The sequence below is a fragment of the Streptomyces sp. NPDC026515 genome (genome assembly GCF_055567595.1).
This window is the reverse complement of sequence record NZ_JBVHQD010000048.1, coordinates 1-11758: the sequence shown is the minus strand read 5'-3', so window position 1 is coordinate 11758 and position 11758 is coordinate 1. Positions and strand designations below refer to the sequence as shown.

The window sequence follows — 11758 nt, the reverse complement described above, 5'->3', positions numbered from 1 at the left end:
GGTGGCGGTGCAGGTGCACGAGAGCGGCGAGCGCACGCTGGTGCGGTGGGAGTTTGCGCCGCCGGTCACCCTCGCGGGTGACGATGAGCATCCTGACCCACACCGCAAACCTGAAGTCCTGGAGGATCTTCCGCAGGGCCCGCAGCTGGCCGAACTCGCTTGTCGTAATTCTCCGTCGCCGTCCTCGCACAGAGCGTCAACGCTGCAAGCGCTCATTGATGAAATCTTCGCCGTCCTGGAGGCTGCGGCGGACAGGGGACCGGTGGCGCACGACTGGCCGGACCGGACCTGGACTCTGTCGCGTATCAAGTCGCCGATCGGACGCCGGTTCCATGAGAGGTTCAATTCCCGGCGTTGCGGTGCTGCTCAAGCGGCACCGGCCACCTGCCACGTGCCGTTTGAGCAGCACCGTCGAGCGGGACGATGAGGCGACGGTCGGAGGGGTGAAGAAGATCTGGCCGAACGTGGAACGGCCGCGGCGTGGTCACTGGTCCTCGAACTCGTCCCGGATGACGCGGGCCAACTCCGCCGGCTTGCTGAGAAAGGGGGAGTGCGACGAACGTATTCGTCGGATTCGCTGAGCTCGCCCGGCCATTGCTTCCTGGAACGGCACCGGCATGGCTTGGTCTTGCTCGCAGATAATGTAGGTACTGGGCACCGTGCGCCACGCCGCCTCGGTGAGAGGCTGGCTCACCGACGCCAGGGACTGATGGCCGAGCCGGGCGGAGCATTCCCGGGCCAGGTCCGGATCCACGTCGCCGTACAGGACCTCCACCGGATCGGACACATCGAAGTAGTCCCGTTCCACGTTGTCGACATGCTGTTTGTGTACATCCCAGGCGGACGGATATATCCCGTTGACCAGGGAAAGGAGCGATTCGCCGACATCATGCATTATGGCGCTGAGGTAGATGACACGCTGAACGTTGCTCATCTTCCCGGCTGCCTGGCTGACCGGGCATCCACCGTAGGAATGGCCTACCACCACGGTGGGGCCGTCGATGGCCGCCAGTTCCTCGGAGAGTGCTTCCGCATCCTCGTAGAGGGTCCCCAGTGTCTCTGTGTCATGTCCACTACTGGGTAGTGTCACAGCTCTCACCTCGACATCAGGCAGGTGGTCGATCAATTGTTTCCAGCACCATGGGCCGTGCCAGGCTCCGTGTACCAGAACGAGAGTGGGCGAATTGGCCATGTATTCCTCTTCTGCGGAGAGCGACTGACTGGACACTCGGTTGATGAACCGCTCGACGTTGTGCGCCGGGTGTGGGCTTCGGAGGGCGAAGGCTGTTGGTCTGCCGTACCGCCTCTTCGGAGCCAGGGGCCTATATATTCCAGGCTGAGCGCAGTGCCGGACGATCGATCGGCAAACCGCCGATGATCACTTGCGCGCTCCTGCGACTGTTGGCGATGTCATCGAGTGGGTCGGCATCGAGCACCAGCAGGTCTGCGCGCGTACCCGGGATGATGATACCGCGGTCGCTCAGGCCGAGACTTCGGCTGGCAGGAGGGTGGCGGCGGGAATGGCGGCCAGTGCGGGAATACCTGCCCGGACATTTGAATCCAACTCACGATGCTCGGAAAATCCCGGGAATTCTGCGTCTATACCTGTATCGGCTGACAGTAGGGTCCGGACGCCAATTTTTGAACAGCAGGCGCAACCCGCTTTCCAGGGCTTCGTAAGCTCTCGCCCGGTCAGTGTCAACAGAAGTTGAGAACTCTCTCAATTGGTACGGGCAGCGGCCCGGTCGGCCGGTGAGACCGTTTCTGCGAGTGCCTTGTCGTCCAGCCATGAGAACTCCCCAGAAAATCCCGTCGGGATGCTCATCGATGTGAACACAAACACATCGCGTTCCAAGATCATGTCGATGGGCTCTTTGTCCGGACCTGGCTCGCGGACCGTGTGGGCGAGCCCATCCACGCCGGCGTGCACTACGGCCTTGGCATCCTCGATTTCAGGAACGCGACGCGTGAAGCAATCATCGGCGACCGGAGGGTCACGGGCTTGTCGGCCGCAGTTATCGCTGAACTCGTAGCCGAGGTAGGTCCGTTGTGGCACGACCGGCACCAGGCCGTGCTCGTGTCGACCGCGGAAGCGTGCGGTCGGTGCCGGTGCGAAGCACCGGCTCGTGTTCGTCGCCCGGCTTCTGGCGACGCACGTCCATCTTCGCCACGCAACCACCCGCGACGTGCTGGCCTGCTGGTTCGGCGTGGACCGCTCCACCATCACCCGGGCCATCGGCGAGATACGGCAGCTGCTCGCCGAGCGGGGGTGCACGATCAGCCCCGGCGTGCGACTCAGATCGCTCGCCGAGGTTGTCGACCACCTCGGCGCCAGCAAAATGAACGGCATCATCGACGGCACCGAGATCCGGGCCCGCCGGCCAGCCGCCGGACGCAAGGACCGGGACAAGTTCATCTCCGGCAAGAACAAGCAGAACGCCGTCAAGTCCATGGTCCTCACGGCCGGGGACGGACGGGTGCTCTTCTGCAGCCCGGCAAGCCCCGGAAGCTGCGCGGACATCACTCACGCCCGCCAGTTAGGGCTGGTCAAGCTCCTGGCCGACGGCCCGGCAGTGGAGATCCTCGCCGATGCCGGCTACCAGGGCCTCGGGGCTCAGACCGGCGGCCGGGTGGTGACACCACCGCACCGCAAGTTCAAGAAGAACGCCCCGGACTGGTACGAAGAAATGCACGAGAGACAGCGCAAGGCACACTCCTCGCGACGCATCCGGGTCGAGCACGGCATCGCCCACTTGAAGAACTGGCGGGCCCTGGCCCGCCACCTCGGCCGCCGCGAACGCATGAGCGACACCGTTCAAGCCGTTGCCGCCCTACTCAGCCATCAGCGAGCCGAGGACCTGATCCCTGCCCGATAGCGGTGAAAACCCAGCCCCACCGGGCCGCTCGACGCCTAAGCGCCTACCGTGCACGAGCTCGTTACACTGACCACCTGCATAACAACCGGTGTCCACGATCAAGGCTGAAGCCCCTAGGCCTTCCCGGCGACCCCTTCGACAGGACTCCCGCTTCTCCACTCTTGCGCCAGGCCCGACGCCACCGCTCGACCGGCCGCACGCTGATCCGCAGGACAGCGGCAATCTCCGCGTCCTTCTGCCCGCCCTCGAAACGCTCCACGGCCTGGAGCCAGCCATGTGCCGCATGACGAAGGAAGCCAGTGGCCTCGGCCTCACCGTCCGCTTCGAGCCCATCGCAGCAACAGCCAGACCAGCACACTCACCCGACTTTTCATGTCAGAGCCACGGTAGTGGGTCAAGCCCCCGCCGACCGGCCCTGCGGACATCATCTGAACACTCTTCTGACTGCTTCCTGACATCGCGCGCCTACTGTCCCGCGCATGCGCACATCTCCCCACCGTCCACGCGGTCACCAGGACGGCACCCTTTGGACCCTCCGGCACGCGATCGGTGCCACCGTCGCGGTGTCGGCGGCCGTCATCGCACTGGTCACGCCGACCGCGGCCGCCAACGCCGCACCGCACAACCCGTCGCCCAGCGGCGGCGCGGCGGGACAGGACACCGTCACCACCCACACCGGTGCCACGACCGCACAAGAGCAGGACCGGGTCAACCGCTACTGGACCCCCGAGCGGATGAAGCTTGCAGGCGCCCTGGTCCCCGAGATCACCCCTGTGCCCGAGGACGACAACACGCCCGACGACCCGCATCCGCTTCCCGCGAACACGCCGGACTCCGGGGCCGTGTGGACACATGGCGGGGCGGTGGAGAAGAACGTCGGCCGCCTGTTCTTCACCTTCTCCGACGGCTACGACGGCAGTTGCACCGCGACGGTCGTCACCAGCGTGAATCGCAGTACTGTCATCACCGCAGCACACTGTCTGAGAGGCGTCGGATCGCCTTCCGTCGACGACACCTGGAACCACAACTTCTACTTCGTGCCTGGCTATCGCAACGGAACGAAACCGCTCGGCGGCTTCAGCGTCAGGACCATGGCCACCTCTTCCCGCTGGGACACTGATCCGGACACCACGGAGTCGTCGGATGTCGCTGCCGCCGGCTACGACGCGGGACTCCTCGTGGCGAACTCCAATGCCGGAGGGCACCCGATCGAGGACGTCACCGGAAGCCAGCACATCGGGTTCGGTGAGCCCGTCGAGGGCGAGTTCGTCCACGCCTTCGGATACCCGGCCTACGGACTCAACGACCCCGGGGACAAGTACGTCGGATCCCGCATGATCCACTGCGCGGGCACGAGCCATCCCGGTCCCAAGGTTCCCCTGCTCTGGGGTGAGACCTGCGACATGTCTGCCGGGTCGAGCGGTGGCCCTCACCTGGCCCACTTCGATACCCGCACCGGCATCGGCACCGTCGTGGGCGTTACCACCACCAACGAGGAACTCGCGGGCGGGCAGACCCCCACGCTCTACGCCACGCGCCTCGGTGACAGCGCCCACAGACTCTACGACTGGGCGCAGTGGTGTCAGTAGTACCCCGTCAGGTGTTTCTCCGACGCTCAGCCACCGCCCCAACACGGTCGGGCAACGGCCGGGAGTCGCAGCCCCGCTACCGGCACAAGCCTTCGGGGATCTGACGGCAACATTCCAAGGCGAGTTGCAGCCCTCTGCGGGGAGTTCTATGGCCGAAGGCGTCCGGAGGGGGCGTGCCGGGCGCCACGCCAGCGCGGCGACAACGAGCTCACGGATGCACGTATCTAGACCGTGTATCGAAAGTGGATCTTGGGCTGTTGTCGCCGTACGCGTGAACGCGGCCAGTCACGTACGAGCGAAAGGGGCCGCTCGTTGATGCGGTGAGTCCTGTTGCTCGGCACTCTGCTGCTGGTTGGCAAGGGGCGGCGGAGGGCAGTTGACGATGGTCTTGGACCCGCAACGCTGGTTGGAACTCCGGCGGTTCCTTGCCCTGTTCGAGTCCGGTGCGGTGACTTTGACGGAGATCGCCAAGGACACGGGCCTGAACAGGAAGACGGTCCGCAAGTATCTGTCCGGGCAGGCTCCGGCCGAGCCGCCGCGGAGGGTGTCGGACGGCCGGCCGCGCAAGAAGGCCGTGGACGAGGTCGCGCCACTGATCGACGCGATGCTGTGGGCGGAGATCCTCATCAAGGGTGCGGTGGTGCACGAGCGCCTGGTGAAGGGCTAAGGCTCCACCATCAACTACCAGCGCGTCAAGCTCTATCTGCAGGAGGCCCGTCCGTGGATTGCGGAGGAACTGGGCATCGCGCCTGGGGAGTTGGCGGGCATGCACCGTCGCTTTGAGGTGGTGCCCGGGGCCCAGGCCCAGGCCGACTGGGGTGACGAAGGAAGCGTCCTCGCCCACCTGGGCATCCCGAAGGTCTATTCGTTCCACATGACCCTGTCGTACTCCCGCGACCCGTTCTGCTGCTTCACCACCAGCCAGGATCTGCAGACCTTCTTCGACTGCCACAGGCGGGCGTTCGCCCACTACGGAGGGGTGCCGGTGCCGATCGTCTACGACCGGACCAAGACCGTCGTGCGCCGGCATGTCGCACCGGGCGAGGCGGTCCCGCTGCATCCGGAGGCGGTGGGCTTCGCCGGCCACTACGACTTCGACATCGACGTACTGGCCGCCTACCGGCCCACCGGCAAGGGCCGGGTCGAACGCCAGGGTTCTGATCGTCCGACCACGTGCTCGCCGGGCGCGCCTTCTCCTCCGTCGAGGAGATGGACGCGGCGTTCATGGCCTGGGTGCCGCAGCGACGCGCCCGCACCCATGCCACCCACCACGAGGTCATCGGAGACCGGGCCGCCCGCGACCACGCGGCCCTCAAGCCGCTGCCACCCACCCCCAATCTGTTGGCCGAACGGCAGCTGCGGCATATCGGCAAGGACTGCCTCGTCGCCTTCGACGGCAACCTCTACTCGGTCCCGGCCCGCAAGGTCCGCCCCCGTCAGCTGGTGGAGACCCGGGCCACCAAATCGCAGATCAGCCTGCACGCGACCACTCCCGGCACCGACGGCGAGAGTCTGCTGGCACTTCATGACCCGGCTGTTGGCCGTGGTGTCCGCGTCGTCGAGGAGAGCCACCGGAGTGGGCTGCCCGAGGGGAACAACCGGCGGACCACAACCGAGGTGTCCTTCTCCCCGCCGCAGCGGGACGCCGCCTCCGGGCAGGGCACCGGACCGCTCCTGGCCCTGCTCAACAGGGCCGCGGCCACCCGGATCGAGGTCGGCCGCCGGCCGCTGTCGGTCTATGACGAACTCACCGGCACCCGGCCCCTTCATCCCCCGTCCCCAGAGCAAGGAATCGCCTTTAGCGAGCTGACCGGCAACCGCATCCGCCGCGAGGAGGCCGGCCCGATCGCCGAGTTCACTTCGGCGAGGACGGCCGACGGGCCACCTACTCGTTCGCGGAACTGCCGTATCCCGGGCTCCATGCCGATCTTGCCGCGGCCTGGGCCCGCAGGACCAGCCCGACGGGCGACGGCCTGCGGACCCGCCGAGTACGCCTGGGCGGTGATCGGACGGCTGATGAGATGGCCGGGCGAGCGCCCGCTCGCCCGCCACGGACGTTGCGCGGACCGGCTCTGTCTCACCTGCGGCGTTTCGACCAGCACCGACGCATGACGATCCGGGCCACCAGCACCGTGCTGGAAATGGCCCAGGTCAGAGCCCTCCTGAGGGAGGTCGAGCCGGCCGGTCTGCTGCGAGAGGACGTAAGGAAGTATCTGGACCGGCCCGGACAGCTCTGCGGCCGCTGGCGGGAGGTCCATTCCAAGGAGCCGCCGCCCGGTTACTCGGACCGCAAGTTCGCGGCGATCACGGGCGCCACTCGCAGGGACGCGGTCGCGATCCGCCAGCGTCTGCGGGTCTTCCGCACGCTGATCGAGCGGTTCGAGACGGCCCCGCACACCCTCAGCGAGGTCGAGCGGGCACAGGCTAAGAGGTCCTAACAAAGGCGCCGGACGTGTCTGAGGGTGATCAGGCAGGTGGCGAGGCCGAGGAATGTCTCATGGATGTCGTCGCGTCGTTCCCATCGGATGCGCAGGCGGCGAAAGCCGTGCAACCAGGCGATGGCGCGCTCGACCACCCACCGTAGATGCCCAGGCCGGAGCCGTGTTCGACGCCTCGCTCGGCGATGACCGGGCGGATGCCGCGCTGTCACAGCAGGCGCCGGTACTCGTCGTGGTCGTAGCCGCGGTCGGCAAGGAGCGCGTCGGGCCGGTGTCTGGGCCGGCCGACGACACCGGCAACGGCCGGGATGTTGTCGATCAGGGGCAGGAGCTGGGTGACGTCGTTGCGGTTTCCGCCGGTCAGCGACACCGCGAGCGGGATGCCCTGGGCGTCGGTGACGACGTGGTGCTTGCTGCCCGGCCGTGCGCGGTCGACGGGGCTGGGTCCGCTTTTGGGCCACGTCGAGCGGCCCGCACGTGGGAGGAGCCGATCACCGCCCGCGACCAGTCCAGCTTCCTCGCGGCCCGCAGCTCCTTCGGCAGCACCAGATGCAGTGCGTCCCACACACCGGCCTCGTTCCAGGAGGCCAGACGCCGCCAGCACGTCATCCCCGAACCGAAGCCCAGCTCCTGGGGCAGGTACTTCCCACTGGATGCCGGTGTGCAGCACGAACAGAACCCCGCACAACGCCTGCCGGTCCGGGACCCGTGGCCGGTCCTCGACCACCTTCGGTGCCGGCTCAGGCAGCAACGGCTCGATGGCAACCACAGTTCATCCGACACGACCCACGGCCGCGACTCCCTCTTCCCCACGATCAGACCAACGACCACCCAAGCCGAAAGTCACATGATCAACAACTTCTGTTAGGACCTCTAAGGAACTCACGCAGATGCTGTGGACCGGCGAGGTTCCCCGCCGATGAAGGCCAAGGGCAAAGGCGGACACCTTCCCGATCTGGCCGCGCTCATGGTGATGGGGGGTCTCTCGGGCCGGAACGGCGAGACGGTCAAGGAACTGGCTGCCGACCTCCGCGTCCTCGACGGGCGGGCGGTCGTGGTCAATCTGCTCAAGGGGCGCCGGAACAAGGCCCGCACCCGCCAGACGATCCACTGGGATGTCGGGAGGGGGAGCTCCCGCGTGCATACTCCCGGCGGCTGGTTTCCGCTGCTCAACGAGCTTGCCGAGCCCGGCCGCGCGTTCAGCAGGTCGGAGCGGGTGTGGTCGATTTGGACCGGCGACACTGCCGGCGGTCCGGAGGACTTCAAGGCCGCTCGCTGCGCTGCCAAGGGTCACATCGACCCGTTCAGCCAGACGCTCGGACGTCAGTTCGAGTGGAACAACTGGGTCTCCCGGCACGGGCTGACAGCGAATGCCCCCGACGAGGAGGCGGAGCCCCAGTCGCGGGTGCTGACGATGAACCGACCGAAGAAGACGGCCGAAGTCCGCACCACGCGGGCGGTCGGTGGGCACCTGCCGTCCGCGTCACGGACAAACACGCCGGATGTATCGTTCCTGCACTATCTGCGCAACGACCCGTCCATCCGGGACTGGGCCAGAAGATCCTCACCGAGGCCCTGGAGGGCACCGAGGCGTCGGCCCGTGCTTTCCGGGGACGGATCTTGGACGAGCAGATGGCCAAGGAGGCCGGGCACGATCCCGCGGCCGCGGCCGAGAAGCTGGGCACAGGAATTCCACGATTACTCTGACGCCGCGAATGCCGGCGTCGGTCAGCTGGTCGCTGCCTGAGCTGATGCCGTCCCGGAGCTTCTCGGCGAGGTCGTTGATCTGCTTTTCCGTGATGTGCAGGGGGCTTCGCAAAAGCCAGCGCTTGAGTTCGTCGACACCGTCCTGGAGGCGACCGGACAGGTCCTCGAGGTTGTCCAAGACCTGCCAGCCGACGAACCACCCCACCAGCCCCAGGAACACGAAGCCGAACAGGGCCGTCAGGGCCGTGGCCAGGCCCCTTGGCACCCCGTGCCGGTGCATCCGGGCCCACGGTGGGCTGCAGGAGGGCCGTGATGAGCAGGGAGGCGACGAAGGCGAGCACCAACACCTTCACCGATCTGATGACCTGGACCAGCACCCAGATGGCCGCCGCAAGGACGAGCAGCCGCCATCCGACCTCCGCCGCGACGCGAAGGCCCCAGGGCCCGGCCGCGAAGGGGGCCGGTCTGCCGCGGGAGGCCGACGACCGGGGCGGCGTCGGCGAGCCTTCCTGCCCTGGGTCGGCGATGGGCACCTCCGACGACCGCCCGGCTGCCGGCTCCCCCTTGGCACTGAGTGCTTCAGCCACTCACCAATTCGCACGACCGCGCCTGATCCTCAGTCGGGACGCCCGGACGCGTCAGGTGTTCCCTGCGTGCGACGGAAGGCCCGTCATCCCATCCGCCCGGGAATGAAATCTAATAGCAAGATCCACTCGGCCGAGGTGAAGCTGTGCTCGAATGGCTGGCGGATCACCTCGATGGGGGCAGCCGTAGGCGGCGCGGCACTCCTTTGCACTCGGACTCCGCAGATCTCCGACACCCCTCGCGGGCCGCCGTCGGGTGTGCAAAGAGCGTTGAGCGTTGATCGAATCACCGCGTGGGAGGCACGGCAGGGAATGGCGGAAGCACGGCAGGGGAATCGCGGAAGGGAATACCGAGAGCCCTCACTCACTTCGTTCCTTATACGGATCACACCGCCTTCTGTGAATCGCGCCGAGAAGCAGGGGAGGGATGTCGTATGAGGTACCGGGGTCAAACCGCGCGCGCAGCAGCCGAAGCAGCCATCGCAGCGGAGGGCGTGGAAGGTACCGCCGAGGCGCTGCGGTCCCTCCTGGAGAATTCGGCCGCCGCGATCGCCGTATGGGACACGGATCTGCGGTGCACCTGGGTGAACGACGCCCTCGCACGCTACGACGGCATACCGCGGCGGCACCGACTGGGGCGCCCACCGCAGGAGGCCCTGGCGGGCGACACCGCCGGTCTCGCGACGATCATGCGGCGGGTCCTGGCCACGGGCGACTGCGTGACCGGCCTCAACTACCCTTCCGGAGCCGGCGCGGAGCAGCTCGCCGGAAGGCGCTCGGCGTCCCTCGTCCGGCTGGACGACGGGGACGGCCGCACGCTGGGGGTCTGCCTGGTCGTCCTCGGCAGCGCGGACGGTCCGCCCCGGGCCGGAGACCGACTGGCCGTGGTGAGCGCGGCGGCCTCCAGGATCGGCACCACGTTGGACGTCATGCGCACCGCTCAGGAGCTGGCGGACTTCACGGTGCCGATGTTCGCCGACTACGTGACGATCGACCTCACGGAGGCGGTGCGGCTCGGCGAGGAGCCGCTGGAGCGGTACGGCCTGTCGCAGGGGCGTGTCCCCACCTTCCGCCGCGCCGGCCAGGCCTCCGTCCGCACCGGCGCCCCGGAGTCCCTGTGGGTGCCCGGCGAGGTGGTCTACGTGCCCCGCCCGTCCCCGTTCCTCCGTGTCCTCTCCTCGGGCCGCTCGGTGCTGGAACCGGTCCTCGACCCCTCCCACGACGTGTGGCTGGAGAACGATCCCGCGCGGGCCGAGAAGATCCGCGAATTCGGGATGCACTCCCTGCTGATCGTGCCCGTCCTGGCGCGCGGGGTCCTGCTGGGGGTGGCGGTCTTCGTGCGGACGGAGAATCCGGCGCCGTTCGACGAGAGCGACCGGATGCTGGCCGAAGAACTCGTGGCCCGCGCCGCCCTGAGCCTGGACAACGCCCGTCGGTACACCCGTGAGCGCCGGACCGCCCTGGCCCTCCAGAACAGTCTGCTGCCCCGCCGCGTCTGCGGCGGCACCGCCATGGACGTGGTGGCGCGCTACCTTCCCGCGGACGGTCCGGACAGCGTCGGCGGCGACTGGTTCGACGTGATCCATCTGCCGCGGGGCCGTCTGGCGCTCGTCGTCGGTGACGTGGTGGGGCACGGCATCAACGCCGCCGCCACCATGGGGCGGCTACGCACGGCCGTGCGTACGCTCGCCGATTTCGACCTCGCCCCCGGCGAGTTGCTGACTAGGCTCGACCGTACGTTCATCCGTCTCATGGAGGACGACGAGGAGAGCGGCGGGCCGGTCCCGTCCATGGGGGCCACGTGCGTGTACGCGGTCTACGACCCCGCCACCCGGTCCTGTTCAGTGGCACTGGCGGGGCACCCGCCGCCCGCCGTCGTCGGCCCCGAGGGCACCGTCACGTTCCCGGAACTGCCGCACGGCACCCCGCTCGGACTCGGCATCTCCCCCTACGAGACCGCGGAGTTGGAGCTGCCCGCGGGAAGCACGGTGGCGCTGTACAGCGACGGGCTGGTCGAGGAGCGCCACGAGGACATCGACGTGGGGATGCGGCGGGTCAGCGCGGCCCTCGGACGCCCCGGGGACTCGCTGGAGGACGTGGCCCGGGCGGTGATCGGCACGCTGCCGGGCAAGGTTCCGGGGGACGACGTGACACTCCTGCTGGCCCGCGGCCTCTGAGCCGTCGGCAGCGGGCCCTGTCCACGCCGCCCTCGCCGGACGCGCCACCGCCTCCCCGCGGCACCTCAGCCCAATTCCCGTGGCCCGCCACCCCTGGACAGGTCGGTGTGGGCGTGCTGTCCGGCCAACCGGCGCCAATTTCTATCGTTGTATTGAGGTGCGGACCCCCTCCGTGACTCGTGCGTGTCGGCGCTGCAGGCCTGGTCCCTGCGGTTCGTGGAGACCTTCGCCGAGGACACCACCGCGGCATTCGGCGAACACCTTGTCCTCAGCGAGCGCAGCGGCCGCAGCCGCGGGGGGTGCCTCTATGTCTTTCGTCAAGCGAGGCGTGGGGTTCGGGGTTCGTAGAAGGCGCCGTCGCGGAGCATCGCGAAGAGCACGCTGATG

General features: G+C 67.9%; 9 protein-coding genes and 4 pseudogenes. 8 read left to right on the top strand and 5 right to left on the bottom strand.

Annotated elements, in window-relative coordinates; all coding sequences use genetic code 11:
- The 3 genes and pseudogenes from ACZ4O3_RS43815 to ACZ4O3_RS43805 form a co-directional block, all read right to left on the bottom strand.
- Positions 1 to 91: pseudogene (locus ACZ4O3_RS43815) on the bottom strand (IS5/IS1182 family transposase); the annotation flags it as partial.
- Between the two features lie 393 nt (positions 92 to 484).
- Positions 485 to 1192, bottom strand: coding sequence for an alpha/beta hydrolase (locus ACZ4O3_RS43810; protein WP_467727978.1), 708 nt, complete (start codon positions 1190 to 1192; stop codon positions 485 to 487).
- Positions 1193 to 1720: 528 nt separating this feature from the next.
- The gene (locus tag ACZ4O3_RS43805) at positions 1721 to 2056 is read right to left on the bottom strand and encodes a hypothetical protein (protein WP_467727977.1); all 336 of its coding nucleotides are present in this window, start codon (positions 2054 to 2056) and stop codon (positions 1721 to 1723) included.
- Positions 2057 to 2126: 70 nt separating this feature from the next.
- Here ACZ4O3_RS43805 and ACZ4O3_RS43800 point away from each other — a divergent pair, with 70 nt between their 5' ends.
- Positions 2127 to 2876, top strand: a complete 750-nt coding sequence (locus ACZ4O3_RS43800; RefSeq protein WP_467727976.1) for a transposase — start codon at positions 2127 to 2129, stop codon at positions 2874 to 2876.
- A 61-nt stretch (positions 2877 to 2937) separates the two neighbouring features.
- Here the strand turns inward: ACZ4O3_RS43800 and ACZ4O3_RS43795 are convergent.
- Positions 2938 to 3144: pseudogene (locus ACZ4O3_RS43795) on the bottom strand (helix-turn-helix domain-containing protein); the annotation flags it as partial.
- A gap of 211 nt (positions 3145 to 3355) precedes the next feature.
- Here ACZ4O3_RS43795 and ACZ4O3_RS43790 point away from each other — a divergent pair.
- The 5 genes and pseudogenes from ACZ4O3_RS43790 (at position 3356) to ACZ4O3_RS43770 (ending at position 6903) form a co-directional block, all read left to right on the top strand.
- Positions 3356 to 4465 carry a trypsin-like serine peptidase gene (locus tag ACZ4O3_RS43790; RefSeq protein WP_467727974.1) on the top strand — a complete coding sequence of 370 codons (1110 nt, stop codon included), beginning with the start codon at positions 3356 to 3358 and terminating at the stop codon, positions 4463 to 4465.
- Positions 4466 to 4841: 376 nt separating this feature from the next.
- Positions 4842 to 5132 carry a hypothetical protein gene (locus tag ACZ4O3_RS43785; protein WP_467727972.1) on the top strand — a complete coding sequence of 97 codons (291 nt, stop codon included), beginning with the start codon at positions 4842 to 4844 and terminating at the stop codon, positions 5130 to 5132.
- Positions 5133 to 5231: 99 nt separating this feature from the next.
- Positions 5232 to 5531, top strand: a pseudogene (locus ACZ4O3_RS43780) (DDE-type integrase/transposase/recombinase); the annotation flags it as partial.
- Positions 5532 to 5638: 107 nt separating this feature from the next.
- Positions 5639 to 6577, top strand: coding sequence for a Mu transposase domain-containing protein (locus tag ACZ4O3_RS43775; protein WP_467727971.1), 939 nt, complete (start codon positions 5639 to 5641; stop codon positions 6575 to 6577).
- Positions 6574 to 6903, top strand: coding sequence for a hypothetical protein (locus tag ACZ4O3_RS43770; protein ID WP_467727970.1), 330 nt, complete (start codon positions 6574 to 6576; stop codon positions 6901 to 6903). Before ACZ4O3_RS43775 ends, ACZ4O3_RS43770 begins: the two co-directional genes overlap by 4 nt.
- Here ACZ4O3_RS43770 and ACZ4O3_RS43765 read toward each other — a convergent pair.
- Positions 6900 to 7716: pseudogene (locus tag ACZ4O3_RS43765) on the bottom strand (IS5 family transposase). The gene ACZ4O3_RS43770 and the pseudogene ACZ4O3_RS43765 overlap by 4 nt on opposite strands.
- A gap of 106 nt (positions 7717 to 7822) precedes the next feature.
- On the opposite strand from ACZ4O3_RS43765, the gene ACZ4O3_RS43760 reads away from it, so the two are divergent.
- Both ACZ4O3_RS43760 and ACZ4O3_RS43755 read left to right on the top strand, forming a co-directional pair.
- Entirely contained in the window at positions 7823 to 8650 is an 828-nt protein-coding gene (locus ACZ4O3_RS43760) for a hypothetical protein (protein ID WP_467727969.1), read from the top strand.
- Positions 8651 to 9688: 1038 nt separating this feature from the next.
- Entirely contained in the window at positions 9689 to 11371 is a 1683-nt protein-coding gene (locus ACZ4O3_RS43755) for a SpoIIE family protein phosphatase (RefSeq protein ID WP_467727967.1), read from the top strand.
- Positions 11372 to 11758 lie beyond the last annotated feature (387 nt).